We start from the raw sequence: 26,376 nt of genomic DNA, 5'->3' as shown, positions 1-26,376 counted from the left end.
GGCCCCCCAGTCTGACGGAGCCGGCCGACGAGCTCAGATCCAGGGATCCTCCTCCTCGGCAGCGGGGTCGAAGGGGTCCGGGGGAGCGCCGGGACGGCGCCGCGAGCTCCCGGCCGGCGAGGGATTCCGCTCAGGGGGGTCATCGAAGCCCTCCCAGTCGTCGGGGTCGGGGTCCTGCCAGTGGTCCGGGCCATCCCAGTGGGGCCGCTCCCGCTCCGGCGGGTCCCCGGGGGGCTGGGCAGCATCTGTCCAGGGGGGGTCCTCGAGCCAGCCCTCGAGGCGCTCCTCGACGCGATCCCCCGCCTGCTGGAACTGGTCCCGCAGCCGGGAGGTCTCCTGACCCACCTGCTCCCGCCAGCGGCGCGAACGCCGCAGCAGTTCCTGGCGGACACTGGCGCGGGTCAGGGGCAGATCATCGAGCCCCCGAAGTCCGGTCAGCACCTGGCCGGGCTGCTGATCCTCGATCCGCTCCGGGGTCAGCCGCCAGCGACTGCTGCCGGGCAGGCGGGGATCACTGCGGGAGACAAGGTAATGGAGGATCCGGCCGGTGCGGGCCTCAACGGCGGCATCCGCCACGCTGCCCAGCACCTGGCCGCCCCGGCCCAGCAGGGCCGCGTCCATCAGGGTGGGCAGACAGTCGAGGGTGGCCTGGTCGGTTTCGGCCGGCTCCCCCCGCACCAGGACCTCCAGTTCCGTAAGGGCGCGGAGCTGATCGAGCCGCCAGACCAGCCGCCGGGAACCGAACGCCGAGGGCTTGCTGGCCCAGCCGAGCAGGCGGTGGACCGGAGGGTGCATCCAGGCCTGCAGGCCAGGACCGTGCTCCAGTCCCTGGTCACAGCGCACGCGCCGCCTGAGCAGGTCGCTGAGCAGGAACGGCTCCGTCAGGCTCACGGCATCAGCTGCGGATCTGAACGGGCATGACCAGGTAGGTGAAGCTGGAATCCTCGAGCGGGGTCAGCACGGCCGGAGTGGTGGGGGCGTTGCAGCGCAGGGTGATCCGCTCGGCCGCGATCGCCTTGAGGCCATCGAGCACATAGCGCACGTTGAAGGCGATCTCGAAGGGCTCGCCGCTGACGATGGCGGGCAGATCCTCCGACCCGCTGCCCACATCCTGAACGTCGGCGCTGATGTGGAGCCGGCCGCTGGCCGGATCGCTGCTGAGCTTGACGAGATTGTTGTGCTGATCAGCCAGCACCGCCACCCGCTCGAGGGCGTTGATGAAGCCGCGGCGATCGAGTTCGAGCGCGCGGCTGAAGGTGGTGGGGATCAGCTGGCGGTAGTTCGGGTAGGTGCCATCCAGGCTGCGGCTGGTGAGGACCTGATCAGCCCAGAGGAAAACGACCTGGCCCCGCTCACAGAAGAGGCTCACCGGTTCCTCTGACTGACGGGCCGAGAGCAGCCGTTCGAGCTCCCGCAGCGAGCGGGCCGGAACGGTCACGGCCAGGGGCTCCCCATCCTCGGAGGACGCGGCCGGGGCGGCGTTTTCGAGCCGGAGCACCGAGAGCCGGTGGCCATCGGTGGCGGCGCATTCCAGACCCTGATGCTCCAGGGCGAGGTGGACCCCCGTGAGCAGTTGCTTGGCTTCATCGCCACTGCTGGCGAACAGCGTGGCCCGCAGGCCCTTCACCAGGGCGTCGGCCTGGAGGCGGATCGGCACGCCGCTCTGCACCAGCGGAAGGTCGGGGAAGTCCTCGGAGGACAGGCCTCGCATCTGGTAGCTGCCGGAGAGGCTGGTGAGCTCGACCTGCTCCTGGCCCTCCGGACAGCTGAGCGTGATCGGGCTGTCACTGGAGAGACGGGAGACGATCTCGCCGAAGAGCCGCGAGGGCAGGGTGATCGTGCCACTGGTTTCCACCGCCGCCGGCAGGCTGGTCTGGATGCCAAGGCTGAGATCGAAGCCGGTGAGGCTGATCCGCCCGGTGCCGGCATCGGCCGTGAGCAGCACGTTGGCGAGGACGGGGTGGGTGGGACGCGCTGCCACCGCGCGGCTGACCAGCTGGAGACTGGCGCTCAGTTCCGCCTGGGAGCAGACCAGCTTCATCGTGATCACGGTTCCGGGAGCGACCCCCGGCCAGAGGCCCCACCACGCTTCCACAGCGCCGGCGGAAGCGCAACGGCGCGAGACCCGAACACGGACCCGATGGCGACGGACTCTCGGCGGGATTCCCCCCTCCTCCGACTGGATTGATGGATTAAATCCGAAGAGTAAAGAAACCCGTAGCCGTAGGGGGTGGGGAAACAGTGGAAAACTCCCGGATCGATCTTCCTCACTGGTTTGTTGTCGTGTCAGGACGCGGAGAACGGAACGGAATCAAGCCGGAATGCGCCGTTTTCCACCGTTTCCAGGCCCTGGGGAAAAGTGAGGGCCGCGGCGGCGGGGTGTGCGCCCTCGTTTCTCCCCGGTCTGGCGAGGGTTTTCCAGCACGCCGTCAATCGAACAAGTGGACCCCGCCGCTCGCGCTTCAGCTCGCTGGTCCCGGCCGAAGCCTCAGAAGCCCATCACCCGGGCCACCACGTCCACATCGGGAGCGAGCCCGGCGTGAAAGGCGCCATCACTGTTGTCGATGGCCGTGCTCGGATCCTTCAGCCCATTGCCGGTGAGGACGCAGACCACCGTCGCCCCGGACGGCACCTGCTCCTTCTGCTGGAGCAGACCGGCCACGGAGGCGGCGCTGGCCGGCTCGCAGAAGATCCCTTCCTCCCGTCCCAGCAGCTTGTAGGCCTCGAGGATCTCCGTGTCGGTCACGGCGTGGAACGCCCCGCCGCTCTCCTGGCGCACCTTGAGTGCTTTCTCCCGGTTGGCCGGATTGCCGATCCGGATCGCCGTGGCGATCGTGTCGGGTTGCTCCACCGTGTGACCGAGTACCAGTGGGGCCGAACCACTCGACTGAAAGCCCAGCATGCGTGGCAGACGACGGCTGTGGCCGGCCTGGCGGTACTCCTGGAAGCCCATCCAGTAGGCGCTGATGTTGCCGGCGTTCCCCATCGGAATGCAGAGCCAGTCGGGGGCCTCTCCCAGGGCGTCCACCAGCTCGAAGGCCGCCGTCTTCTGGCCCTGCAGCCGGTAGGGGTTGAGCGAATTGACCAGGGTGACGGGATAGCGCTCGGCCATCTCCCTCACAATCGCCAGGGCCCGATCGAAGTTGCCCTGCACCGCCAGCACCTCGGCGCCGTACACCAGGGCCTGGGCCAGTTTCCCCTGGGCCACGTAGCCATCGGGAATCAGCACGAAGGCCCGCATTCCGCCCCGACGGGCATAGGCGGCGGCTGAGGCGCTGGTGTTGCCGGTGCTGGCGCAGATCACCGCCTCGGCCCCGGCTTCGAGCGCCTTGCTCACGGCCATCGTCATGCCCCGGTCCTTGAAGCTGCCGGTGGGGTTGAGGCCGTCGAACTTGAGAAACACCTTCACGCCGCGGCCGATCCGCTCGGCCAGGCACGACGCCGGAATCAGCGGGGTCGCCCCCTCCCGCAGGCTGATCACCGGGGTGGCGTCGCTGACCGGCAGCCAGCGGCGGTAGGCCTCGATCAGTCCCGGCCAGTCCTGCATCGTTGGCTGGTTGCCCAGACGCCGCAGGGCTGAGAGCAGGGGCACGACGGCAGGGGAGCAGGCTGGGCCGAATCTACGCGGCGGCTCAGGGAGCCTTCGCCGGCCCCGGTTCGGGAGCATCGCCGCGCAGGCCGTCGAGCGGGGATTCGGAGAAGAACCTGATCAGATCGGAGATCGAATTCGCCCGACCGATCACCGCCAGCAAGGCCGGGATGCTCACCGCCATCTCCTCGGCCGGATAGGCCCTGAGGAAACCGGTGGGGGTGATCGTGCCCTTGCCGTTGGCGAGGCCGGTGATCAGGGCACCGCGCAGGGCCACCACGCCGGAGCTGGGGGCGCGCAGGGGGGCGAAGATCCCGGCCAGCCTGGCCAGCAACGCCTCACCGATCCGGGTGGAGAGCAGGCGGCTGGTGAGCACCAGCGGCAGGGTGAGGGGTTGGTTGAGCAGCTGGGCCACCTCGCCGGGCTGCTGGCCGCTGAAGCGCAGCACGTCCCCCAGCAGGCCCCGGGCCTGGCCTGTCTGGGCCAGATGTTCCAGATCCGCCACCGGAATCGAGCGCCGGAACGCGCCGCTCACGAACACCACCTGCTCCGCCGCCTGCAGCCCCGGCGTCGCGACGCTCAGGGAGAGACCCAGCAGGGCTCCCCAGAGTTTCGGCTTGTTGGGCAACGCTCACTCCTGGCAGGATCCCGACTCTAGAAGCCGCTGGCGCTGACCAATCCGGCGGCCGAGCGCGTTTCCGGTGCCACCAGCACGTCCCGCAGCAGGCGCACCACCCCCCGTTCGGCCAGCCCCTGGGCGAGCTGAACCCCCATCCGACGCAGATCCGGCTCGGCCAGCAGCCGCGGCAGCCGGCTCAGCAGCAGCTGGGGCTCGAAGCCGGGGAGTTCGCGCAGGATGGTGAGCAGCTGCTGCACCGGCTCGAGCGAGAGCAACGGATCCCCCGCCAGCTCGAACGCCGCTCCGCGCAGCCCTGGAGGCTGGAGCCGTCGGGGCAGCCGTCGGCCCAGCCGCTGGAAGGCCTGCCAGCCCATGGCGTCCACCCGGTCCACCAGGGCGTCCACCAGTTGCTGGCGCAGCATCCCGCCGCGGGGGGAGAAGAGAAAATTGAGCACCTGGTCCAGCAGACCCTCCACATCCAGCTCTTCCTGCAGGGAGGCGCTGCTGATCAGATTTTCGAGCCGCTGCCAGCGGAAGTCATCCCCGTCGAAGAGCATGTCCCTCAGGCTGCTGCGCAAGGAGGGATCGGGGTCCTCCATCAGCCGGCGGGCGAAATAGGGGTAGGCGGCGCCGAGGATCTTGAAATCGGGATCCACGCTCAGGGCGATCCCCTCAAGGGTGACCAGGGAGCGGATGATCAGGGCGTAATAGGGCGGCACCTGAAAGGGAAACCGGTACATCACACCGGAGAGATCGTCGGTGACGGCCTTGAAATCCATCCGGCTGACCCCCATCTCCAGGGCCTGGCCGAAGACCGATTCGAAGGCCGGCACGATCGGCTCCAGGTTCACCTCTTCGCCCAGAAAACCCAGGTTCACGAAATCGCGGGAGAGGTCTGTGAAATTGCGATTGACCAGATGGACGACCGCCTGGATCAGCCCGGTCCGGGCCTCCCGGCTCACCTCGCTCATCATGCCGAAATCCAGATAGGCCAGACGCCCGTCCGCCAGGGCGAGCAGGTTGCCGGGATGGGGGTCGGCGTGGAAGAAGCCATGCTCGAGCAGCTGCTGCAGGCTGCAGTTCACCCCCACCTGAACCATGTCGTCGGGGTTGATGCCGAGGGATTTCACCGCCTCCAGGTTGGTCAGTTTCACCCCCTCGATCCACTCCATCGTCAGCACGCGACGGCTGGTGGCCCCATGGAAGATGCGGGGTACGGCGATGCGGGCGTTGCCCGCATGGAGGCGGGCGAAGGTCTCGGCATTGGCGGCTTCGTTGAGATAGTCCATCTCCTCGAACACCCGCTTGCCCAGTTCGTCGATCAGGGCCACCAGATCACTGCGGACCAGGCGCACGTTGCGGTTGATCCAGGCGGCCAGATTGCGCACGATGTACAGATCCAGGGTGATCTGCTCGCGCAGCCCGGGACGTTGCACCTTGACCGCCACCGCCTGGCCGTCGGGCAGCACGCCGCGGTGCACCTGGCCCAGGGAAGCGGCCGAGATCGGCTCCCGCTCCAGCTGGGCGTAGATCGTGTCCACCGGGGCGCCGAGGTCCTCCTCGATGCAGGCCATGGCCAGGGCGCTGTCAAAGCCGGGCAGCTGGTCCTGCAGCTGGGCCAGCTCCTCGAGCAGCAGCGGCGGAATGATGTCGGGGCGGGTGGAGAGGGCCTGGCCGGCCTTGATGAAGGCCGGACCCAGGGCCGCCAGCAGGTCGGCGCATTCCCGGGCCCGGGCCCGGGCCCGGGCCTCGCTGCTGAGCAGACCCAGGAACCGGTCGATGCTGACGCCGATCAGGTACAGGCCGATCGGCACCAGGGTTTGCCAGAGCCGTCGGAACAATCGCAGGGGATGGCCGGCGTAGATACGGCTGATCGCCTCCGGGTCGTACCGCAGCAGACCGGCGGCTTCGGTGAAGTCGCTCAGGTCACCAGCCGCCTGCTGGGGGCTCACCGGATCGGAGCGGACCATCAGGGGCAGAACCCACTCACTGGATCCCTTCTAAACGAAACCAACCCTCGCTACGGTCGAGCCGGTGACTTCACTCCCCACCGGAGGCCGGCGTGCTCACGGGTCTGCACCTGGAGAACATTGCGCTGATCGATGGCCTCGACCTCGTCTTTTCGCCGGGCTTCACGGTGCTCACCGGGGAGACCGGTGCCGGGAAATCCCTCCTGCTCGATGCCCTCGACGCGCTGCTGGGCGGTGCCCAGGGTGGGCAGGGGGCCCGCCTGCTACGCCCCGGCACAGATCGGGCCCGGATCGAGGCAACCTTCGCGCTCTCCCCGCCGGTGCGCGCCTGGCTGGAGCAGGAGAGCTTCGAAGCCGATGAGGAGGCGGGCGACCTGCTGCTGAGCCGGGAATGGCGGACGGGGGAGGGCCGGAGCCACAGCCGCAGCCGCCTCAACGGAGAGGCGGTGAACCGCGCCCAGCTCCTGAGCCTGCGTCCGTTGCTGCTTGACCTCACCGTGCAGGGCCAGACCCAGCAGCTGGCCCGGCCCGGCCAGCAGAGGCGGTGGCTGGATCGCTTCGGAGCCGAGCCGGTGGCGGCCCGGGCCGATCGGCAGCGACTCGAGCAGGACCGCCGCCGCCGCCAGGACCAGCTCGACGATCTGGAGGCGGCCCGGCTCGAGGACCCCGGCGAGCTCCAGGGCCTGCAGATCGAGCAGGATCGTCTGGCCCATGGCGTCCGGCTGCAGGAGGGGGTGACGGCCCTGCTGGGCCGTCTGGTGGAGGGGGCCGAGGCGGCTCCGTCAGCCCTCGACCATCTGGCCCTCTGCTCCCGGGACCTCGACCAGCTCGGTGGTCTGGATCCCAGCCTGCGGCCCCTGCAGGAGAGCTGCGCCGACCTGCTCGAGCGGCTCCAGGATCTGGCCCGGCAGCTGGACCGCTACGGCGACGGCCTCGAGAGCGATCCGACCAGCCTGGCGGACCTCCAGGAGCGCCTGGCCGGGCTCAAGGCGCTGGAACGCCGGCATGGGCGGGATCTGGCGGGATTGATCAGCCTGCGCGATGACCTGCGCGATCAGCTCGCCCCCCGGGGCGGCGAGGCATCCCTGCAGGTGCTGGAGCGGCGGGAGCTGGCCAGTCGCCAGGCCCGGGATCTCGCCTGTGCCGAGCTCACGGAGCGGCGGCGCCAGGCCGCGGAGGTCCTGCAGGAGCAGCTGATGGAGGCGCTGCGTCCGCTGGGGCTGGCGGCCGTGCGGTTCGCCGTGATGGTCTCCCCCGCGCCCGCCGGTGAGGAGGGAGCCGACGCCATCGCCTTCCTGTTCTCCGCCAACCCGGGCCAGCCCCTGGCCCCCCTGCAGGAGGTGGCCTCAGGCGGGGAGATGAGCCGCTTCCTGCTGGCCCTCAAGACCTGCCTGGCCGCAGCTGATCCCCAGGTCACCCTCCTGTTCGACGAGATCGACGGCGGCGTCAGCGGCCGGGTGAGCGGCGCCATCGCGGCCCTGCTGCGGCGACTCGCCGAGCACCGCCAGGTCTTCTGCGTCACCCACCAGCCCCTGGTGGCCGCGGCCGCCCAGCACCATTTCCGTGTCAGCAAGCGGGTGGAGGAGGGCAGAACCCTGACGCTGGTGTCCCAGCTGCGGGACACCCAGGAGCGGGAGCGGGAGCTGGCGGAACTGGCCGGCGGGGATTCCGGCGAGACCCGCAGCTATGCGGCCGCGCTGCTGGAGCGGGGAGCCGCGTGAGGGCACGGCGCGGCCCGTAGACTCGACCGTTGTCAAGGACGCTGCATGTCCCGCGCGAGCGCCGGAGCCGGCTCGAAGGACCCCGCTGCGACAGATCCCAGGGCAGATGGGCTCCCGGCTGAAGAGCTCACGGCCGCCGGTGGCCCGACGGACCGCCGGAGCCGGGGGTTGACGACGCTTCGCAGCACGGCTCTGGCGCCGGCCGATCCGGCGGCCGCCCTGGGCCGCCTCAACGGCGGCAGCCTCGAGGACGTGATCCGGGTGCGGGGCGCGCGCCAGCACAACCTGCGCAACGTGGACCTCACCATCCCGCGCAACCGGCTGGTGGTGTTCACCGGCGTGAGCGGCAGTGGCAAGAGCTCCCTGGCCTTCGACACGATCTTCGCCGAGGGCCAGCGCCGTTACGTGGAGAGCCTCTCGGCCTACGCCCGCCAGTTTCTCGGCCAGGTGGACAAGCCGGATGTGGACGCGATCGAGGGTCTCTCCCCGGCGATCTCGATCGATCAGAAGTCCACCAGCCACAACCCCCGCTCCACCGTCGGCACGGTCACCGAGATCCAGGACTACCTGCGCCTGTTGTTCGGTCGCGCCGGCGAGCCCCACTGCCCCCAGTGCGACCGATCAATTCGGCCCGAGACCATCGACGAGATGGTGGATCGGATCCTGGGCCTGCCCGAGGGCACCCGCTACCAGCTCCTGGCCCCGGTGGTGCGGGGCAAGAAAGGCACCCACACCAAACTGCTCTCCGGCCTGGTGGCCGAGGGGTTCGCCCGGGTGCGGATCAACGGCGAGGTGCGCGATCTCTCCGACAACATTGAGCTCGACAAGAACCAGGCCCACCACATCGAAGTGGTGGTGGACCGGTTGGTGGCCCGCGACGGCATCGCCGAGCGGCTGACCGATTCCCTGCGCACCTGCCTCAAGCGCGGGGATGGGCTCGCCCTGGTGGAGGTGGTCCCCAAGGCCGGGGAGGAACCCCCGGACGGGGTGGAGCGGGAACGGCTCTATTCCGAGAACTTCGCCTGCCCGGTCCATGGCGCGGTGATGGAGGAACTGTCCCCGCGGCTGTTCTCCTTCAACAGCCCCTATGGCGCCTGTCCCGACTGCCACGGCATCGGACACCTGCGCACGTTCACGGTGGAGCGGGTGGTGCCCGATCCCTCCCTGCCGGTCTATGCCGCGATCGCCCCCTGGAGTGAGAAGGACAACAGTTACTACTTCTCGCTGCTGTTCAGCGTGGGCGAAGCGTTCGGCTTCGAGATCAAGACCCCCTGGAACCAGCTCAGCGACGACCAGCGCCGGGTGCTGCTCCATGGCAGTGAGGAGCCGATCCCGATCCAGGCCGACAGCCGGTACCGCAAGGGTCAGGCCTACCTGCGGCCGTTCGAGGGCATCCTGCCGATCCTGGAACGCCAGCTCCGGGATGCCAGCGGCGAGTCGATCCGGCAAAAGCTGGAGCGGTTTCTGGAACTGGTGCCCTGCGGCACCTGCCAGGGTCTGCGGCTTCGCCCGGAGGCCCTGGCGGTGAAGGTGGGGCCCTATGCCATCCATGAGCTCACTGCCGTGAGCGTGGCCGACTCCCTGGAGCGCATCGAGGCCCTGATGGGGGTGGGGGCGGCCGCGGCGTCAGCCCCCCAGCTCAACGCCCGCCAGATCCAGATCGGCGACCTGGTGCTGCGGGAGATCCGGATGCGGCTGAAGTTCCTGCTCGATGTGGGGCTCGAGTACCTCAGCCTCGACCGGCCGGCGATGACGCTCTCCGGCGGCGAAGCCCAGCGCATCCGCCTGGCCACCCAGATCGGCGCCGGCCTCACCGGTGTGCTCTACGTGCTCGATGAACCGAGCATCGGCCTGCACCAGCGTGACAACGACCGGCTGCTGACCACCCTGTTCAAGCTGCGGGATCTGGGCAACACCCTGATCGTGGTGGAGCATGACGAGGACACGATCCGCGCTGCCGACCACCTGGTCGACATCGGTCCTGGGGCCGGTGTGCATGGGGGCCACATCGTGGCGGAGGGGTCTCTCCAGAACCTGCTGGAGGCCGAAGACTCGCTCACCGGCGCCTATCTCAGCGGTCGTCGCTCCATCCCCACCCCCCCGGAGCGCCGCAACGCCGGCAGCCGCCGGCTCAGCCTGCTGCAGTGCCGCCGCAACAACCTCCAGGGCCTCGATCTCGACATCCCGCTCGGCCGGCTGGTCTGCATCACCGGGGTGAGCGGCAGCGGCAAGAGCACCCTGGTGAATGAGCTCCTCCATCCGGCCCTGGAGCACAAGCTCGGGCTCAAGGTGCCCTTCCCGAGCGGCCTGGAGGAGCTGCGTGGGATCCAGTCGATCGACAAGGTGATCGTGATCGACCAGAGCCCGATCGGCCGCACGCCCCGCTCCAACCCCGCCACCTACACCGGCGCCTTCGACCCGATCCGGCAGGTGTTCGCCGCCACGGTGGAGGCCAAGGCCCGGGGCTACCAGGTGGGGCAGTTCAGTTTCAATGTGAAGGGGGGGCGTTGCGAGGCCTGCAGCGGCCAGGGCGTGAATGTGATTGAGATGAATTTCCTGCCCGACGTGTACGTGCAGTGCGATGTCTGCAAGGGGGCCCGCTACAACCGCGAAACCCTGCAGGTGACCTACAAGGGCCATACCATCGCTGAGGTGCTGCAGATGACGGTGGAGCAGGCCGCCGACGTGTTCAGCGCCATTCCCCAGGCGGCGGATCGTCTGCGCACCCTGGTGGATGTGGGGTTGGGCTACATCAAGCTGGGCCAGCCGGCCCCCACCCTCTCCGGCGGTGAGGCCCAGCGGGTGAAGCTGGCCACCGAACTCTCGAAACGGGCCACCGGCAAGACGCTCTACCTGATCGACGAGCCCACCACCGGCCTGAGCTTCTACGACGTCCACAAGCTGATGGACGTGATGCAGCGGCTGGTGGACAAGGGCAATTCAATCGTGGTGATCGAGCACAACCTCGATGTGATCCGCTGCGCCGACTGGCTGATTGACCTCGGCCCCGAAGGCGGGAACAAGGGGGGAGAGATTGTGGCCGTCGGCACACCGGAGCAGGTGGCTGAGCACCCCAGCAGCCACACCGGCCGCTATCTCCGGCAGGTGCTGCGCCAGCACCCGCCGGAGGCGACGGTGGCGTCAGCAGGGGGACCCTGACCACGCTGGACTCCCCCTCCATCGAGGTGGCAACCATGATCGGAATCCTGATCGAAGCCGGCGTGTTGATGCACCCAACAGCCCATTGATCGATCCGTAGCGCTCCCGTGCGAAGAAGCTCATCAGGATGAAGCCGGAAAATCCCAGTACCGGCACTCTTGTGATCTCGCTATTGACAAGAATGCAGGACAATGGAATCCACGAATAGCTGAGTCTTCCCACTCAGAGTTAGCCCGTCTCCTGCCGGAAGACGTGGTGATTTTGGATCGCTTCGATCGCTGCAGTGGCGTCGGTGAGGCTGGAAAGTGATTGAGCTCATGATCCAGAAGCAGGGCTAGTGCTGCCCAGAACTCCCCAGGGAAGAGGCCGCAATTCCACGTTCTGGCATGGATATCCAAAACGGGTACGCGATGGAGACAGCGGGAGGAACGAAAGACACTGCATCCATCGATAATCCATGGAGCTGATTGAGCTGTCTGGATAGTGCTGCCGAGTGGACTCTCAGGCCGCTATCGCGCCCCGGCCCTCCGCCCCGGCCGGACAGACACCGCGGCCGCGGCCGAACCGATCGGCTCGAACTCTGGACCGGCCTCGCGAGGGAGATCATGGAGATCCAATGCTCACCCGTCGTGGCCCTGCGCCGATTCCAGCTGACCCCAAGCGCCCTGCTGACCATCGCCGGGCTGGTGGGTGCCGTGACCCTGTCGCCCCCACCGACCCAGGCGCTGGATCGGGTGCAGATGCGGTTGCCCCTGCTGGAGACCGATTTCACCGTCGAACTGACCGAGCTCTCCGATGCCGCCAGCCTGCTGGCTGGCAACAGTGACCTGGCCGAGCTTGATCAGGCCACCAACGGCGCCATCGGCCGCAAGCTCGTGGCCCTGTTCAACGCGCCGCTGCCGCTCCAGGTGCCGGCCGTGGTTCAGGAGTCCGCCACCTCCCCCCTGCTCAACCAGGCGCTTCTGCTCCTGTCGGCCCTGGGTGGGGTGGATGGTCTGCCGCAGCCCTTCACCGGAAATGACCTGTCCGATGTTCTGGACCGGGCCGCCGCCGAGGGTCCCCTGACCATGCTGAGCGTGCTGAAGGCCCTGCCTGGCCGGACCGCCACCATCGATCTGGGCCGGGCCCTGTTCGTGGTGCAGCGGCTGGCCCGACAGCAGCAGCCAGCCGATGTGCTGATCGCCGCGGGGACCCCGGCCTCCGTGGATCCTGCCCTCAGTGAGGCGGGCCCCCTGGCGGTGCAGCGCCGTCAGCTCGAGCTGGCCGTTTCCTACCGGTCCCAACCGCTGAAGGTGGTGGTGATCAGCCCCAGCCAGGGGGCCTCGGGCCGGTTGGTGGTGATCTCCCACGGTCTCTGGGATTCGCCCGAAAGCTTCGAGGGCTGGGGGAAGCACCTGGCCAGCCATGGCTACACCGTGCTGCTGCCCCGTCATCCCGGCAGCGACCAGGCCCAGCAGCAGGCCATGCTTTCGGGCCAGGCTCCCCCGCCGGGGCCGGCGGAGCTGCGCCTGAGGCCCCTCGATGTGTCAGCCGTGATCGATGCCGCGGCCGCCGGCCGCCTCGGCCTGGGTGCCGGGATCCGCACCGACTTCGTCGCGGTGCTGGGTCAGTCGTGGGGCGGCACCACGGTGCTGCAGCTCGCCGGAGCCCGGCCCAGTGCCACCCGCCTGAGCGAGAAGTGTGACGAGGTGATGGATCCCTCCCGCAACCTCAGCTGGGTGCTGCAGTGCAGTTTTCTCACCTCCGCCGATGAGGCCGCCCTGGCCGATCCCCGGGTGAAGGTGGGCATTGCGGTCAGCCCGCCGATGTCGCTGCTGTTCGATGTGGGGGCCGCCCGCTCCATGAATGCGCGGATGCTGGTGGTGAGCGGCAGCCGGGACTGGGTGGTGCCGCCGGATCCGGAGGCGATCGAACCGATGGTCCGGCAGGCCTCCGAGGAGCCGGAGGGCCACCGGCTGGTGCTGGCCAAGGGCGGGGATCACTTCAACCTGGTCTCCAGCTTCGCCGAGGGCGGCGGACCCCTGCGGGGCCTGTTGCTGGCCTGGGTGAACGGCGGATTTGCCGCCGGCGCCAGCGCCGCCCCGGGGCCCGGGGCTCCGGATCTGTTGCCGGCGAACGGCTGGGGGGATCTGGAGCTGCCCCTGGTGGATGTGACCCGACTGGCGGACCGGACGCGCTAGGGGCCACCTCGGCCCGCCCGCCCCGGAGACGGCCGGGCGGTGCCATCCGGCGGCAACCGGTGGCAAAGCGAGCTAATGGTGAAGGAGCCGCGGATGCTTCAGGAGGCATTCCACCACCCCTGGTCCAGCCTTGGGTCTGTCCCTGCTCCATCTCCATCTGCATGGCCTGTTCCGGGGCCAGGACCTGGAGCTTGGCCGCGATCCCGACACCGGCGGCCAGACCACCTACGTGCTCGAACTGGCCCGGGCCCTGGCGGGCCGTCCCGAGGTTGATCGGGTGGAGGTCGTCACCCGGCTGATCGACGACCCGCGGGTGTCCCCGGCCTACGCCATCCCCCTGGAGTCCTTCAGCCCCGGTGGCTGGATCCGCCGCCTGCCCTTTGGCCCCCGCCGCTACCTGCGCAAGGAAGCGCTCTGGTCCCACCTCGATGGGCTGGTCGATCAGCTCGCTGACCGGTTGATCCGCCAGCCCCGCCGCCCCGACTGGATCCATGCCCACTACGCCGACGCGGGGTATGTGGCCGCCCAGCTGCATCGGCTCCTGGGCATCCCCGTGGTCTTCACCGGCCATTCCCTCGGCCAGGGCAAACGGAGCCGGCTGCTGGCGGCTGGACTGGATCCCGGCCGGATCGAGCGCCGCTATCGCCTCGAGCGCCGCATCGCCGCCGAGGAACTGGTCCTCGCCCGCAGCGCTCTGGTGGTCACCAGCACCCGGCAGGAGCTGGTGGAGCAGTACGGCCCCTACGCGGGGTTCCATCCGGAGCTGGCCCAGGTGATCCCCCCCGGTGTGGATGGCCTCGCCTTCCATCCCCCCCGCCCCGGCGAAGACGGGGGCGAGGAGGAGAGGGACGTGGAGGCTCTGCTGGCGCCCTTCCTGCGGGAGCCGCGGCGGCCCCCGCTGCTGGCCATCTGCCGGGCCGATCTCCGCAAGAACGTTCCGGCCCTCCTCGAGGTGTTCGGCCGCTCCGAGCGCCTCCGCCAGCACCACAACCTCGTGCTGGTGCTCGGCTGCCGGCAGGACCGCAGCCAGCTGGAGCGGGACTCCCGGGATCTCTTCCGGCAGATCTTCGACCTGGTGGATCGGCACGATCTGTACGGGCTCGTGGCCTATCCGAAGCAGCACCGCCGTGAGCAGATTCCCCCCCTGTACCGCTGGGCCTCCCGGCGCGGTGGGCTGTTCGTCAACCCCGCCCTGACGGAGCCGTTCGGGCTGACCCTGCTGGAGGCGGCCGCCTGCGGACTGCCGCTGGTGGCCACCGACGACGGCGGACCCCGGGAGATCCTGGGCCGATGCCGCAACGGGCTGCTGGTGGATGTGTCCGACCTCGATGCGCTGCAGGAGGGGATCGAGGCGGCCGGAGCGGATCCCGGCCGCTGGGGCCGCTGGAGGGACAACGGCCTTGAGGCGGTCTGGCGCCACTACGGCTGGCAGACCCATGTCGGCCAGTACCTGGCGGCGGCAGGGGTGCACATCGCCGCCGCCCGCACGCCGCTGCCCGGGCCGGATCAGTGGAACGAGGCCGACTCCCGGGTCTCCTGGCCGTCATGTCGGTTGTTGACATCCGGCATCCAGTAGCTGAGCTCCTCGTGCCAGTACAGGCGCCCCGCCAGCCGTTCGGTGCTGAGGTTGGTGCTGCTGAGCGCCGCCAGCAATGCCCCCAGCTCCACCGGGGTCAGATCCGTCGTGATGTCGCGGCCGGCCAGCTGCAGCAGGGCCGGCAGCCGGGCCACCGTGCCCGGCTGGGCCAGCTTGCGGAAGATTTCGCGTAGCACCAGTTTCTGGCGCTCCATCCGGCCCAGATCCCCGAGCTCATCGTTGCGGTAGCGCAGGAAGCCTTCCAGATCACGGCCCTGGAGCACCTGGGGGCCTGGGTAGAGGTCGATGTAGAGATCCTGGCGCGTATCGGTGTAGTACATGCGTTTCGGCACATCCACCTCCACGCCTCCCAGCTCCTCGGCCAGCCGCTGCACCGCGTCCAGGTTGACGAGCAGATAGCGGTCGATCGGGGTCGAGAGCAGGCTGCCGATCTCCTGCTTGGCAACGTCCACGCCACCGATCGCATAGAGCGCATTGGCCTTCTGCACGCCGTAATGCTCCGATTCGATGAAGGTGTCGCGCGGAACCTGGGTCAGCTGGGTGGTGCCGTCCTTCACCTGCACGGTGACCATCACATCCGTGCTGCCGCTGATCTGGTCGGTGCCCAGCACCAGGATGCGGCGCTCGTCCAGGCCCAGCGGCGCCGCCAGGGACCGGATGGAGGGCGAGGCGTGCTGCAGATGGGCCCCGACCATGTCCAGCAGCCGGGGCAGGGGGCCGGCGAGGCCATAGCCGAGGCCAACACCGCAGCCGAAGGTCAGCAGCAGCAGGGCCCGGGGCCCGAGGGTCCTCCGGCCGGCCGGCTTCCTGGGAGGGTTCGCGTCCGTCCGGAGTGGCCCTGCTGCAGCGTTGCTCCGCTGGGTCTCCCCGCCCGGTCTGGCGCCGTCTGCGGGGCTGGAACTGGAGCGGCGGCGGGGTGGTGCCTGGGCCATGGATCATCCTGATGGCGGCACCATAAGGCCCAAATCCCTGTCGGGCCAGGGGTGGAGCGGTTCAGTTCGTCCCTGTCACCCGCACCCGGGCCGCCGCCCGGTCGGCCCGGGACCGCGCCTCGGCGACGCTGGCGCCCGCCGCCACCGCCACCCCCATGCGCCGCTGGGGGCGGGCATCGGGTTTGCCGAACAGGAGCAGCTGGGTCTCGGGTTCGGCCAACGCCTCGGCCACTCCGGTGTAGGCCACCTGCTCCAGGGTCTCCGTGGCGAGAATCACCCGGCTGGCGGCGGCCCCCGTGGAGCGGATCTCGGGAATCGGCAGGCCCAGCACGGCGCGCAGGTGCAGATCGAATTCACTCAGGTTCTGGCCCCGCAGGGTCACCAGCCCGGTGTCGTGGGGCCGGGGGGAGAGCTCGGAGAACACCACCTCCTCCAGCCCCGGTTCGCCGCAGAGGAAGAACTCCACGCCGAACAGGCCGGCACCGCCCAGGGCGTCGGTGACGGTGCGGGCCATGGCCTGGGCCGCCGCCAGCTGGCCGGCCCCCAGGCTGGCGGGCTGCCAGCTGCACTGGTAGTCGCCCCGCTCCTGGATGTGGCCGATCGGTGGGCAGAACAGGGTTGGACCACTCCACGGCTTCACCGTGAGCAGGGTGATCTCCAGCTCGAAGCGCAGAAACTCCTCCACGATCACCCGCGCCCCCGCGCCGCGGGCCCCCGCCATGGCAGCCCCCCAGGCGGCTCCGATCCCCTCCGGGGAGCGCACCACGCTCTGGCCCTTGCCCGAGGAGCTCATCACCGGCTTCACCACCACCGGCCAGCCCAGGGGTGCCGCGGCGGCGGCCAGTTCCGCCGCGCTGCCGGCGTAGGCGAAGCGCGCCGTGCGCAGACCCAGTTCCGTGGAGGCCAGATCCCGGATCCGATCGCGGTTCATCGTCACGGCGGTGGCCCGGGCGGTGGGGATCACGGTGATCCCCTCGGCCTCCAGCTCGGCCAGGGCATCCACCGCCAGGGCCTCGATTTCCGGAATCAGCAGATCGGGGCGATGGCGGCGCACCACGGCCTTGAGCGCCTCCGGATCGGTCATGGCGATCACCTCGGCGGTGTCGGCCACCTGCATGGCCGGGGCGCCGGGGTAGCGATCCACCGCGATCACCCGGCAGCCCAGCCGCTGGGCGGCGATCGCCACCTCCTTTCCCAGCTCGCCGCTGCCCAGCAGCATCAGGGTGCGGGGGAAAGGGGAGTCGGCCATGGAGCGGGAGGGTGGGCAACGCCCCGATCCTGCCCCAGGCGAGGCACAACCCTGCTAGAGAAGGCCTCTCCGCCGGATCCGTGGTGCCCAGTCCGATCGTCGAGGCCGTCACGCTGCCGGGATCGTGGATGGCCCTCTCCCTGCTGGCCTTCACCACGGCCGGTGATGCCGCCGACGGCTTGGTCTTCGGCTGGACCATGGCCGCCCTGCAGAAGTGGACGCTGATCTACCTCGCGCTGTCGTCGCTGGGGTTCGTGGCCGTCTGGGTGATCGGAGCCCTGCGCCGGTAGGGCCGGCGCACCGCGCACTGGGGGACCCAGGGGCGCTCAGGGATCCGGCATCAGGCCCAGCTGCCGCACCGGAGGCTCCTCGCTGATGAAGCCATAGGCTTCGAAAACCCCCGCGTCGGGATGGGTGATGTGCTGGCCATCGCTGTGGCGCTCCACCCGGAACCCCTCCGCCGCCATGCGGCGCATCAGCGCCGCCGCCTCCTCGAACCGGGCCGCCATGGCCTCAAGGCTGGCGCAGTCGGCCGTGAGTCCCGTTTCCTTCCAGGTGAAGTGGGCCATGGCCTCCGGGTGAGCGGCACTGCTGTCCCTGATTCTGCTGCCTGCGTCCGCTCCCGTGCCGCCGCCCCCTGTCCGGTGCGCTCAGGGCAGCAGCAGCAGCCCCAGACCCACCAGCAGCACGCTCACGCCCCAGAACGCCACCACCACCTGCTGCTCGCCCATCCCGCCAAGCTCGAAGTGGTGGTGCAACGGCGCCATCCGGAACAGGCGACGCCCCTGGCCGTCCGGGCCCTTCGTGGCCTTGAACACCCACACCTGCAGGATCACCGAGAGGGATTCGGCCAGAAACACCCCGCCCATCAGCAGCAGGGGCCAGAGGCTGTCGCTGAGCAGGGCGACGGCGGCCAGGGCTGCGCCCATGGCCAGGGAGCCCGTGTCGCCCATGAACACCCGGGCCGGGTGCCGGTTATGGGCCAGGAAACCGAGCCAGGCCCCCGCCATCGCCGCGCAGAAGCCGGCCAGGGCCGGATCGCCGAGGTGACCTCGCAGCATCAGCTGCAGGCCGAAGCCGGTGAACACGATCGCGCCGCAGCCCGCCGCCAGTCCGTCGAGGCCATCGGTGAGGTTGGTGGCATTGCCCTCGGCCAGGAACACGAACAACCCCAGCGGGGCGATCAGCAGCCCGAGGGGCAGCAGCCGGCCGAAGGGCAGCGCCACATCGCTGCTGAGCCAGGAGGCGTGCCATGACCAGGCCAGGAAGAGCAGCGCCGCCAACGCCTGCAGCAGCAGTTTCCCCTTCGGTGTCAGGCCGGTGTTGGTGCGCCGGGTCAGGCTGCGCCAGTCGTCGATGCCGCCGATGGCCAGGTAGGCCAGGGTGATGGCCGCCACCACCGGCAGGCGCGGGTCGGAGGGGGCGACCAGACCGCCCACGATCACCCCGACCGGCACCACCAGCAGGCCGCCCATGGTGGGGGTGCCCGCCTTGCCGAGATGGGCCTGGGGACCCTCCTGGCGGATCACCTGACCCAGTTTCAGGGCCCGCAGCCTCGGGACGCCCCAGAGGCAGAGCACCCAGCTCAGCAGCGCCGCCACCAGCAGGGGCGGCGTCAGCTGGGGAGCCCGACTCCAGGCATCACCGAGGCCGCAGGCGATCAGCAAGCCCACGCCCAGAAGGGCGGCGGGCCAGCGGCCGTCGGCAGCCGTGCGGGCCAGGGCGAGGTTGGGATGCAGCAAGGCTCTGGAGGGCGCCGGGGCGCGGAGGGTCCATGGGGCCGGACCCTAGATCAAGGCGCCCGCTCAGTCCTCCCAGTCCTCCTCGGGCTGCTCGTCGGCCTGGTTGTACTCCTCCTTCTCGCCCATCAACGCCGAGAGCTCCTCCTCCTCCACCGTGCTCACATCAGGGGCGGCGGTTTCCTCATCGGCCACCAGGCGGCCGCTGCTCTCCAACCAGCTGAGCAGGTCGGGCTCATCCCGCAGGGGCAGCACCGGAGCCGGCTCCTCCCGCCGGTAGCGGGTCAGGGAGGGATTGACGCTGTCGAGGGTGCTCATGACGGGCCTGTTGGGCGATCGGGCGCTGGCTGGCCCTGCGGAGACCGCGGCCCGAATGCAGCGCCGCCGGTGGACGATCGACCATGGTAGGGCAGCCCCCAGGAGCTAACCCGTGGCCGCCGCCCGACCCGCTCCACTCCTGCTCAGCTGGGGGTCGGCCCTGCTGCTGAGCGCCCTGCTGGTGGCGGCCGGCCGGCGCTGGCCCGAGCCGCTGCCCCCGCTGCCCTGGCTGGTCTGGGGCCTGATCCTGGGGCCGCCGGCCCTGATGGGCCTCTGGCTGGCCAGCCGCTGGCGGCGCGTGAGCGCCGGTGAGGAGGGAGAATCCACCGACAGCACGCTCACCCAGGACTGAGGACATGGCACAGGAGGGGACACGGACCGCCCGGGCGAAGCGGGTGGTACTGGCCTATTCCGGCGGCGTGGACACCAGTGTGTGCATCCCCTACCTCAAACGGGAGTGGGGTGTGGAGGAGGTGATCACCTTCGCCGCCGATCTGGGCCAGGGCGATGAGCTGGAGCCGATCCGGCTCAAGGCCCTGGAGTCCGGCGCCTCCCGCTCCCTGGTGGGGGATCTGATCGAGCCCTTCATCAGCGAGTTCGCCTTTCCGGCCATCCGGGCCAATGCCCTCTACGAGGGCCGCTACCCCCTCTCCACCGCCCTCGCCCGGCCCCTGATCGCCCGCCGGCTGGTGGAGGTGGCCCGGGAGGTGGGGGCTGACGCGGTGGCCCATGGCTGCACCGGCAAGGGCAATGATCAGGTGCGTTTCGACGTGGCGATCGGGGCGCTCGCCCCCGGGCTCACCGTGCTGGCCCCGGCGCGGGAGTGGGGCATGAGCCGCGAGGAGACGATCGCCTACGGCGAGCGCTGCGGGATCCCCGCCCCCGTGAGCAAGTCCTCCCCCTACTCGATCGACCTGAACCTGCTGGGCCGCAGTGTTGAGGCCGGCCCGCTGGAGGATCCGATGGTGGAGCCTCCCGAGGAGGTGTTCGCCATGACTCGCTCGGTCGAAGCCGCACCGGAGCAGGCCGAAGTGGTGGAGATCGGATTCGAGCGGGGCAATCCGGTGGCGATCGATGGGGTGCGGCTCGATCCGGTGAGCCTGATCCGCCGCGCCAATGCCCTGGCGGGCCGCCACGGGTTCGGCCGGCTCGACATCATCGAAAACCGGGTGGTGGGCATCAAATCGCGGGAGATCTATGAGACCCCGGGGCTGTTGCTCCTGATCCGGGCCCATCAGGAGCTCGAAAGCCTCACCCTGGCGGCCGATGTGGTGCGCTACAAGCGCCAGATCGAGTCCAGCTGGGCCGATCTGGTGTATCAGGGCCTCTGGTTCGGTCCGCTCAAGGAGGCGCTCGACGGCTTCCTCGACCGCACCCAGGGCACGGTCAACGGCACGGTGCGGATCCGCCTGCAGAAGGGCAACGCCACCGTCATCGGTCGCGGCAGCGACGCCGACAGCCTCTATGTGCCCGCCATGGCCACCTACGGCGGCGATGACCGCTTCGATCACCGGGCGGCCGAAGGGTTCATCTATGTCTGGGGCATGCCGACACGGTTGTGGGCGGCCCGCCGGCGGGGGGGCTGAGCGGCTCCGCGCCGGGCTCCGCTTCCCCCGGGTTCAGCCCCCGTTCATCCCGCTGCGGGCCGGCCGCCGCGCAGAAGGTGCCGCAGGGGAGCCAGTGGGCTGGCCGGGGGCGCTGGCGGAGGCCGGTCCTGGGAGGCCTCCATCACCTCCACCGCCGCCGGGGCGCTCGGGTCGCCCACGGCGGGAGGAAGACGCCGCTGGGCCTGCTCCCGCAGGGCGTGGTTGTCACGGGCCAGCAGTTGCTGCTGATCCAGCAGGGGCTGGAGCCGCTGCTGGAATTTGCGCTCGTAGATCTGCGGAAGATCCCGCACCAGGGCCTCGAGTTCGCCCAGCTCCCGGCGGGTCGCCTCCAGGTCGTCCTGGGTGCGCCGCAGGTCACCCCGCGTGGCCTCCAGCTCGAGCTGAACGGCCCGAAGCTCCAGTTCGGTGCCCTGCAGCGCCAAGCGTTCGTGCAATCGCTGCTGCGACCGGTCCCCGTCGAGCTCGCTGGGTGACGCACCGTCCATGGGAGTGAGGATCACTTCGGATCCCCCCATCATCGCCGCGAAGGGCCGATGCCGGATGGTCCGGCCCGCCCCGGCCCTCGATCAGGCCTCCACCGCCACGGGCTCACCGGCCTGGGCGGCACCAGGAGGATTGCGGGGGGCGGGAAGGGGGCCGTCCTGTTTGACGGTCAGATAGCGGATGACGTCCTCGCTGAGGCGCATGGCCCGCTCCAGCGGGGTGACCTGCTGGCCATCCCCGCTGTGGTTGAGCTGCACGTAGATGCCTTCGCGGTGCTTGGCGATCGAGTAGGCCAGCCGCCGCTTGCCGCGCATCTGGGTGTCCAGCACCTCACCGCCGGCCTCGGTGACGATGTCCCGGTAGCGGCTGACATGGGTTTCCACCTCTTCCTCCGGAATGTCCGGACGGAGGATGTACATCGTTTCGTAGTAAGGCTGCTGCGACATGACGAGGTGATTCCGCGATGGACTCGGGTGAGGCCGGCGGCACGGGGCTGCCAGCGACGGATCCATGACCCTATCGCGGCGGCTGGATCAGCCCCTCGGGCTCAGTACAGCTGGATGCGGACCGCTTCGGACACGGTGGGGATGTCGGGCTCGCGGCCCCGCACGCACTGCACCAGGGCGAAGACCACCAGCAGCAGGATGCCGAGGAACACGGTGTTGCTCAGGGTGCGCACCGCGAATCCCGCCCCCAGCGGCTCCAGCAGCAGCCGGAAGGCCAGGGAGAGCAGGATCAGCACGATGTCCAGCAGGATCGCCTGCAGCACGTTGAAGCGGATGAAGTAGGGCACCCGGGCATTGCGCACCACCGCCAGGAACAGCACCAGGAACAGCAGGAATCCCCCGAACGGAACCATGTTCTGGAGGGCCATCAGCGGCAGGGCCGGCAGCACGAGCCACTGCAGGGGGGGAAACAGCGAGAACAGGGCCCGTCCGAAGCCCACGCCGTCGCTCCAGGGCAGCAGATAGACCAGCCCGGCCAGGAGCCGTTGCCAGATCGGAGGGCCTTCCATGGCTGGGGACGTGCGGGACGATTCGGTGGAACCAGGCTAGGGGGCCTGCCCCCTGGAGCCACCACCGCGGCCCTCCAGCTGCGCCAGGGCGGCGTGGCGCATCGTCGCCACCGGCACCGGAAGGGCCTGCCCGGCCGCGGCGCCCCAGAGCTCAAGGGAGGCGGCGCCCTGCCGCACCAGCATCTCCAGCCCGTCGAGGGTCGGGCAGCCGCGGCGGCCCGCCTCCCGCAGCAACCGGCTGGGCCGGGGGGTGTAGATCAGGTCGTAGATGAGGCAGGCGCTCCCCAGGGCGTCCAGCTGCTCCGGGCCCAGGGGACAGGCCTCGTCGGACCCGGCGGCGCCGGCCATCCCCACCGGTGTGGTGTTCACCACGAGATCGGCTCCGGCCAGGGCCTGGCTGAAGGCGGCGTCCCCGCCATCAGGCCAGGGGAGGGGCCGCAGCCGGGGCGCCCAGCCGGCGCAGGACTCCAGGAGGCTCTCCAGCTGGTCCTGGCGGCGTCCGGCCAGCTCGATGCGGTCCAGATCCAGCTCCACCAGGGCTGCCAGCACGGCCCGGGCGCTGCCGCCGCAGCCCAGCACCACGGCCCGCCCACCCGGCAGGGCGGGGGCCGTCTCCCGCAGGGGAGCCAGAAACCCAGCCACATCAGTGTTGGTGCCGAGCCAGCCCCCTCCCGGGCGTCGCACCAGGGTGTTGACGGCTCCCAGCCGCTCGGCCAGGGGGGTCAGCTCGGCCGCCAGGGCTGCCACCGCCCGCTTGTGGGGCAGGGTCACGTTGAGGCCCAGGCAGCCGAGTGCTTCGAGGCCCCCCACCGCGCCAGCCAGATCGGCGGCGGCCACCGGCAGGGCCAGATAGACCCAGTCGAGGCCCATCGCCGCCAGGGCGGCGTTGTGCATCGCCGGGGAGAGGGAATGGCGCACGGGATCGCCCAGAACCCCCACCAGGGCTGTCTGCGCGCTGATCGGAACGGTCATGGCCCGGACTGGCGGATGGGGGCGCCGGGCTGAACCGTAGGGGTGAACGGTCGGGATGGAGCGGCCGGGCGGACCCCCACCGTCCGCGACGGTTCGGAAACCACCCCTCGCCTGCAGTGGCCCTCGCTGCTGAGGATGCACCAGGAAGAAACAATCATTCAGAGGAGGTGGGAAACCATGGGCAAGGTTGTCGGCATTGACCTGGGCACGACGAACAGTTGCGTGGCGGTGATGGAGGGGGGCAAGCCCACGGTGATCGCCAACGCCGAAGGCTTCCGCACCACGCCATCGGTGGTGGCCTACACCAAGAACCAGGACCAGCTGGTGGGCCAGATCGCCAAGCGCCAGGCGGTCATGAACCCGGACAACACCTTCTACTCCGTGAAGCGTTTCATCGGCCGCCGGGTGGATGAGGTGAATGAAGAGTCGAAGGAAGTGAGCTACGGCGTTGAGAAGGCCGGCTCCAATGTGAAAGTGAAGTGCCCGGTCCTCAACAAGCAGTTCGCCCCCGAGGAGGTGAGTGCCCAGGTGCTGCGCAAGCTGGCTGACGATGCCGGCAAGTACCTCGGTGAAACCGTCACCCAGGCGGTGATCACCGTGCCTGCCTATTTCAATGATTCCCAGCGTCAGGCCACCAAGGATGCCGGCAAGATCGCCGGTCTCGAGGTGCTGCGGATCATCAACGAGCCCACCGCCGCCGCCCTGGCCTACGGCCTCGATAAGAAGAGCAACGAGCGCATCCTGGTCTTCGACCTCGGCGGCGGCACCTTTGACGTCTCGGTGCTGGAAGTGGGCGACGGCGTCTTCGAAGTGCTCTCCACCAGCGGCGACACCCACCTGGGCGGTGACGACTTTGACAAGGTGATCGTCGATTACCTGGCCGACACCTTCAAGGGCAACGAAGGCATCGACCTGCGCCAGGACAAGCAGGCTCTCCAGCGGCTCACCGAGGCCGCCGAGAAGGCCAAGATCGAGCTCTCCAGTGCCACCCAGAGCGAGATCAACCTGCCGTTCATCACGGCCACCCCGGACGGTCCCAAGCACCTCGATCTCACCCTCACCCGGGCCAAGTTCGAGGAGCTGGCCAGCAAGCTGATCGACCGCTGCCGCGTGCCGGTGGAGCAGGCCCTCAAGGACGCCAAACTGGCCAGCAGCGAGCTCGACGAGGTGGTGATGGTGGGGGGCTCCACCCGCATCCCCGCCGTGCTCGAACTGGTCAAGCGGGTCACCGGCAAGGACCCCAACCAGACGGTGAACCCCGATGAGGTGGTGGCCGTGGGTGCCGCCATCCAGGGCGGCGTGCTGGCCGGCGAGGTGAAGGACATCCTGCTGCTCGACGTCACGCCGCTCTCGCTGGGTGTTGAAACCCTCGGCGGTGTGATGACCAAGATGATCACCCGCAACACCACGATCCCCACCAAGAAGGCCGAGGTGTACTCCACCGCCGTCGACGGCCAGACCAACGTGGAGATCCACGTGCTGCAGGGGGAGCGCGAGCTCGCCTCCGACAACAAGAGCCTCGGCACCTTCCGTCTCGACGGCATTCCCCCGTCCCCCCGCGGCGTGCCCCAGATCGAGGTCACCTTCGACATCGACGCCAACGGCATCCTCAGCGTCACGGCCAAGGACAAGGGAAGCGGCAAGGAGCAGAGCATCTCGATCACCGGCGCCTCCACCCTCAGTGAGAACGAGGTGGAGAAGATGGTGAAGGACGCCGAGGCCAACTCGGCGGCCGACAAGGAGAAGCGTGAGCGCATCGACCTGAAGAACCAGGCCGAAACCCTGATCTACCAGTCGGAGAAACAGCTCACCGACCTGGGCGACAAGGTGAGCGCTGAGATCAAGGCCAAGATGGAGGAGAAGCGCAAGCTGCTCCAGGAGGCGGTGACCCAGGAGGACTACGAGGCGATGAAGACCCGCTTCGAGGATCTCCAGAAGGAGCTTTACGAGGTCGGGGCGTCGGTGTACCAGCAGGCGGGAGCCGAAGCCGGTGCGGCCGGTGCCGCGCCCGGGGGCAATGGCGCCACCGGGGCCTCCTCCTCCGGAGCACCGGGGGCCGACGACGTCATCGACGCGGAGTTCACCGAGAGCAAGTGAGCCCTCCCGGCCAGGCTCCCCGAGCCCCCGTCAGGGGGCTTTTTTCATGGGCAGCCCCCGTTGGCCTCGATCCGCGCCGCCGCCCAGGCGGCGCTGGCCGGGGCGAGCAGCACGCCATTGCGGTAGTGGCCGGCGGCCAGCAGCAACCCTGGCTCCACCTCCTCCAGCAGGGGGGCGGGCCGCCCGAGGGGCCGGCCCCGCAAGCCCTGCCAGTGGCGCACCGTCCGGGCCTGGCGCAACCAGCCGGGCGCCGCGCCCCCCAGGTCCCGCAGGTCCCGCAGGAGGAGGGGATCGGCCTGGGTGCCGGGCTCGAGCGTGGCACCGAGCCAGAGGCGTCCCCCGGGCCGGGGCACCAGGTTGAAGCCCCGCCAGACCAGGGGTGCCGGCCAGCGGGGGATGTGGTCCTCCCGGAGCTCCAGCTCCAGGGCCTGGCCCAGCACCGGCTCGATGGACCGATGCTGGCCGAGGGGTTCCAGCAGGGCCGCGCTGGCCGCGCCGGCCGCCAGCACAACCCAGGGGGCTTCCAGGGTGTCGCCGCCCTCCAGCCGCAGCCGCCAGCCCGCCGGCCGCCGCTCCACCGCCTCCACGGCCGCCGTCCAGGGGGTCACCCCCAGCCGTTGACCGCTGCGGCGAAAGGCCTCCAGGGCGGCGCGGGGGTCGATCTGGCCATCGGCGGGGGAGAACAGGCCGGCCAGGGCGCCCGCCGGTGGAGCGGGGGTGAGGGTCGCCAGGGCCTCCGGGTCCCACCACGGCAGCTCGAGCCCGAGGGCGAGGCGCTGCTGGGCCAGCCGCCACAACCGGTCCCGCTCCGTCGCATCCCCCGCCAGCAGCAGCAGGCCGGCCTGGCGGGGGATCGCTCCGGCATCGGCCTCCAGCTCCGGCAGCCAGGCTCGCCAGAGCGCCAGCGACTGCTGGCGCAGACGCCAGGCCCGTCCACTGGAGCGGTGGAACACCTGGCCCATCAGCACCCCCAGGGCGGCGCTGCTGCCCGAGCCCGCCGACTGGGGGCCGAGGGCATCGGCGGCCACCAGCCCCACGGTGTGACCACGGCGCCGGAGCCACCAGGCGGTGGCCCAGCCGATCAGCCCGGCACCCACCACCAGAACGGAGCGGGGGTGCGGAGGGGGCT

Annotated in this window: 23 protein-coding genes; 8 read left to right on the top strand and 15 right to left on the bottom strand. The window is 69.9% G+C overall.

Features of this window, described 5'->3' with window-relative positions:
* Positions 1 to 33: 33 nt before the first annotated feature.
* The 5 genes from ACWJI7_RS06655 to ACWJI7_RS06635 all read right to left on the bottom strand — a co-directional run bounded on the left by ACWJI7_RS06655 (position 34) and on the right by ACWJI7_RS06635 (position 6,178).
* On the bottom strand, positions 34 to 891 hold the full coding sequence (locus ACWJI7_RS06655; RefSeq protein ID WP_479936378.1) for an RNA methyltransferase: 858 nt from the start codon (positions 889 to 891) through the stop codon (positions 34 to 36).
* A 4-nt stretch (positions 892 to 895) separates the two neighbouring features.
* Positions 896 to 2,041, bottom strand: coding sequence for a DNA polymerase III subunit beta (gene dnaN, locus ACWJI7_RS06650; RefSeq protein ID WP_479936477.1), 1,146 nt, complete (start codon positions 2,039 to 2,041; stop codon positions 896 to 898).
* Between the two features lie 447 nt (positions 2,042 to 2,488).
* Positions 2,489 to 3,667 (bottom strand): threonine synthase, encoded by a 1,179-nt coding sequence (gene thrC / locus ACWJI7_RS06645; RefSeq protein ID WP_479936377.1) that lies wholly within the window; start codon positions 3,665 to 3,667, stop codon positions 2,489 to 2,491.
* The gene (locus tag ACWJI7_RS06640; protein ID WP_479936375.1) at positions 3,633 to 4,217 is read right to left on the bottom strand and encodes an alpha/beta hydrolase; all 585 of its coding nucleotides are present in this window, start codon (positions 4,215 to 4,217) and stop codon (positions 3,633 to 3,635) included. Before ACWJI7_RS06640 ends, thrC begins: the two co-directional genes overlap by 35 nt.
* 26 nt (positions 4,218 to 4,243) lie before the next feature.
* Positions 4,244 to 6,178, bottom strand: a complete 1,935-nt coding sequence (locus tag ACWJI7_RS06635) for an ABC1 kinase family protein (RefSeq protein WP_479936373.1) — start codon at positions 6,176 to 6,178, stop codon at positions 4,244 to 4,246.
* 92 nt (positions 6,179 to 6,270) lie between these two features.
* Between ACWJI7_RS06635 and ACWJI7_RS06630 the strand changes: the two genes are divergently transcribed.
* The 4 genes from ACWJI7_RS06630 to ACWJI7_RS06615 all read left to right on the top strand — a co-directional run bounded on the left by ACWJI7_RS06630 (position 6,271) and on the right by ACWJI7_RS06615 (position 14,814).
* Positions 6,271 to 7,899, top strand: a complete 1,629-nt coding sequence (locus ACWJI7_RS06630; protein WP_479936372.1) for a DNA repair protein RecN — start codon at positions 6,271 to 6,273, stop codon at positions 7,897 to 7,899.
* 45 nt (positions 7,900 to 7,944) lie between these two features.
* The gene (gene uvrA, locus ACWJI7_RS06625; RefSeq protein WP_479936370.1) at positions 7,945 to 11,058 is read left to right on the top strand and encodes an excinuclease ABC subunit UvrA; all 3,114 of its coding nucleotides are present in this window, start codon (positions 7,945 to 7,947) and stop codon (positions 11,056 to 11,058) included.
* A 629-nt stretch (positions 11,059 to 11,687) separates the two neighbouring features.
* Positions 11,688 to 13,238 (top strand): alpha/beta hydrolase family protein, encoded by a 1,551-nt coding sequence (locus tag ACWJI7_RS06620; protein WP_479936368.1) that lies wholly within the window; start codon positions 11,688 to 11,690, stop codon positions 13,236 to 13,238.
* A gap of 130 nt (positions 13,239 to 13,368) precedes the next feature.
* Positions 13,369 to 14,814 carry a glycosyltransferase gene (locus tag ACWJI7_RS06615; RefSeq protein ID WP_479936366.1) on the top strand — a complete coding sequence of 482 codons (1,446 nt, stop codon included), beginning with the start codon at positions 13,369 to 13,371 and terminating at the stop codon, positions 14,812 to 14,814.
* On the opposite strand, the gene ACWJI7_RS06610 is transcribed toward ACWJI7_RS06615, so the two are convergent.
* Positions 14,745 to 15,767 (bottom strand): LCP family protein, encoded by a 1,023-nt coding sequence (locus ACWJI7_RS06610; RefSeq protein WP_479936364.1) that lies wholly within the window; start codon positions 15,765 to 15,767, stop codon positions 14,745 to 14,747. The genes ACWJI7_RS06615 and ACWJI7_RS06610 overlap by 70 nt on opposite strands.
* Positions 15,768 to 15,828: 61 nt before the next feature.
* Positions 15,829 to 17,016, bottom strand: coding sequence for a formate-dependent phosphoribosylglycinamide formyltransferase (gene purT / locus ACWJI7_RS06605; RefSeq protein ID WP_479936363.1), 1,188 nt, complete (start codon positions 17,014 to 17,016; stop codon positions 15,829 to 15,831).
* Positions 17,017 to 17,096: 80 nt separating this feature from the next.
* Between purT and ACWJI7_RS06600 the strand changes: the two genes are divergently transcribed.
* The gene (locus tag ACWJI7_RS06600) at positions 17,097 to 17,306 is read left to right on the top strand and encodes a hypothetical protein (protein ID WP_479936362.1); all 210 of its coding nucleotides are present in this window, start codon (positions 17,097 to 17,099) and stop codon (positions 17,304 to 17,306) included.
* A gap of 36 nt (positions 17,307 to 17,342) precedes the next feature.
* On the opposite strand, the gene ACWJI7_RS06595 is transcribed toward ACWJI7_RS06600, so the two are convergent.
* The 3 genes from ACWJI7_RS06595 to ACWJI7_RS06585 form a co-directional block, all read right to left on the bottom strand.
* On the bottom strand, positions 17,343 to 17,585 hold the full coding sequence (locus ACWJI7_RS06595; RefSeq protein ID WP_479936360.1) for a hypothetical protein: 243 nt from the start codon (positions 17,583 to 17,585) through the stop codon (positions 17,343 to 17,345).
* An 81-nt stretch (positions 17,586 to 17,666) separates the two neighbouring features.
* Positions 17,667 to 18,758, bottom strand: a complete 1,092-nt coding sequence (gene mraY / locus ACWJI7_RS06590) for a phospho-N-acetylmuramoyl-pentapeptide-transferase (protein WP_479936359.1) — start codon at positions 18,756 to 18,758, stop codon at positions 17,667 to 17,669.
* A 63-nt stretch (positions 18,759 to 18,821) separates the two neighbouring features.
* The gene (locus ACWJI7_RS06585) at positions 18,822 to 19,073 is read right to left on the bottom strand and encodes a DUF3134 domain-containing protein (protein WP_479936357.1); all 252 of its coding nucleotides are present in this window, start codon (positions 19,071 to 19,073) and stop codon (positions 18,822 to 18,824) included.
* 112 nt (positions 19,074 to 19,185) lie between these two features.
* On the opposite strand from ACWJI7_RS06585, the gene ACWJI7_RS06580 reads away from it, so the two are divergent.
* Positions 19,186 to 19,425 carry a hypothetical protein gene (locus ACWJI7_RS06580; protein WP_479936356.1) on the top strand — a complete coding sequence of 80 codons (240 nt, stop codon included), beginning with the start codon at positions 19,186 to 19,188 and terminating at the stop codon, positions 19,423 to 19,425.
* 4 nt (positions 19,426 to 19,429) lie between these two features.
* Positions 19,430 to 20,659 carry an argininosuccinate synthase gene (locus tag ACWJI7_RS06575; RefSeq protein WP_479936354.1) on the top strand — a complete coding sequence of 410 codons (1,230 nt, stop codon included), beginning with the start codon at positions 19,430 to 19,432 and terminating at the stop codon, positions 20,657 to 20,659.
* 44 nt (positions 20,660 to 20,703) lie between these two features.
* Here ACWJI7_RS06575 and ACWJI7_RS06570 read toward each other — a convergent pair whose 3' ends face one another.
* From ACWJI7_RS06570 to ACWJI7_RS06555, 4 genes are all read right to left on the bottom strand, one after another.
* A complete protein-coding gene (locus ACWJI7_RS06570; protein ID WP_479936352.1) occupies positions 20,704 to 21,165 on the bottom strand; it encodes a hypothetical protein in 462 nt (153 codons plus the stop codon).
* 81 nt (positions 21,166 to 21,246) lie between these two features.
* Positions 21,247 to 21,609, bottom strand: a complete 363-nt coding sequence (rpsF, locus tag ACWJI7_RS06565) for a 30S ribosomal protein S6 (protein WP_479936350.1) — start codon at positions 21,607 to 21,609, stop codon at positions 21,247 to 21,249.
* 101 nt (positions 21,610 to 21,710) lie between these two features.
* A complete protein-coding gene (locus ACWJI7_RS06560; protein WP_479936348.1) occupies positions 21,711 to 22,178 on the bottom strand; it encodes a Tic20 family protein in 468 nt (155 codons plus the stop codon).
* A 36-nt stretch (positions 22,179 to 22,214) separates the two neighbouring features.
* The gene (locus tag ACWJI7_RS06555; RefSeq protein WP_479936346.1) at positions 22,215 to 23,150 is read right to left on the bottom strand and encodes a shikimate dehydrogenase; all 936 of its coding nucleotides are present in this window, start codon (positions 23,148 to 23,150) and stop codon (positions 22,215 to 22,217) included.
* A 177-nt stretch (positions 23,151 to 23,327) separates the two neighbouring features.
* On the opposite strand from ACWJI7_RS06555, the gene dnaK reads away from it, so the two are divergent.
* The gene (gene dnaK / locus ACWJI7_RS06550; protein WP_479936345.1) at positions 23,328 to 25,247 is read left to right on the top strand and encodes a molecular chaperone DnaK; all 1,920 of its coding nucleotides are present in this window, start codon (positions 23,328 to 23,330) and stop codon (positions 25,245 to 25,247) included.
* A gap of 44 nt (positions 25,248 to 25,291) precedes the next feature.
* Here the strand turns inward: dnaK and ACWJI7_RS06545 are convergent, their stop codons facing one another.
* Complete coding sequence (locus tag ACWJI7_RS06545; RefSeq protein WP_479936344.1) at positions 25,292 to 26,347, bottom strand: NAD(P)/FAD-dependent oxidoreductase; 1,056 nt, start codon at positions 26,345 to 26,347, stop codon at positions 25,292 to 25,294.
* Positions 26,348 to 26,376: the final 29 nt, after the last annotated feature.

It is taken from the genome of Cryptocyanus atlanticus LEGE 06306 (genome assembly GCF_056633155.1).
Note: the sequence above shows the minus strand (reverse complement) of the source record. Positions and strands in the feature narration are given on the sequence as shown.

Bases quoted from the DNA above. Each gene is read 5' to 3' on its own strand.
- dnaN (WP_479936477.1), bottom strand. From the start codon at position 2,041: ATGAAGCTGGTCTGCTCCCAGGCGGAACTGAGCGCCAGTCTCCAGCTG.
- thrC (WP_479936377.1), bottom strand. From the start codon at position 3,667: ATGCTCCCGAACCGGGGCCGGCGAAGGCTCCCTGAGCCGCCGCGTAGA.
- ACWJI7_RS06635 (WP_479936373.1), bottom strand. From the start codon at position 6,178: ATGGTCCGCTCCGATCCGGTGAGCCCCCAGCAGGCGGCTGGTGACCTG.
- uvrA (WP_479936370.1), top strand. From the start codon at position 7,945: ATGTCCCGCGCGAGCGCCGGAGCCGGCTCGAAGGACCCCGCTGCGACA.
- ACWJI7_RS06610 (WP_479936364.1), bottom strand. From the start codon at position 15,767: ATGGCCCAGGCACCACCCCGCCGCCGCTCCAGTTCCAGCCCCGCAGAC.
- purT (WP_479936363.1), bottom strand. From the start codon at position 17,016: ATGGCCGACTCCCCTTTCCCCCGCACCCTGATGCTGCTGGGCAGCGGC.
- ACWJI7_RS06595 (WP_479936360.1), bottom strand. From the start codon at position 17,585: ATGGCCCACTTCACCTGGAAGGAAACGGGACTCACGGCCGACTGCGCC.
- ACWJI7_RS06585 (WP_479936357.1), bottom strand. From the start codon at position 19,073: ATGAGCACCCTCGACAGCGTCAATCCCTCCCTGACCCGCTACCGGCGG.
- ACWJI7_RS06575 (WP_479936354.1), top strand. From the start codon at position 19,430: ATGGCACAGGAGGGGACACGGACCGCCCGGGCGAAGCGGGTGGTACTG.
- ACWJI7_RS06570 (WP_479936352.1), bottom strand. From the start codon at position 21,165: ATGGACGGTGCGTCACCCAGCGAGCTCGACGGGGACCGGTCGCAGCAG.
- rpsF (WP_479936350.1), bottom strand. From the start codon at position 21,609: ATGTCGCAGCAGCCTTACTACGAAACGATGTACATCCTCCGTCCGGAC.
- ACWJI7_RS06560 (WP_479936348.1), bottom strand. From the start codon at position 22,178: ATGGAAGGCCCTCCGATCTGGCAACGGCTCCTGGCCGGGCTGGTCTAT.
- ACWJI7_RS06555 (WP_479936346.1), bottom strand. From the start codon at position 23,150: ATGACCGTTCCGATCAGCGCGCAGACAGCCCTGGTGGGGGTTCTGGGC.
- dnaK (WP_479936345.1), top strand. From the start codon at position 23,328: ATGGGCAAGGTTGTCGGCATTGACCTGGGCACGACGAACAGTTGCGTG.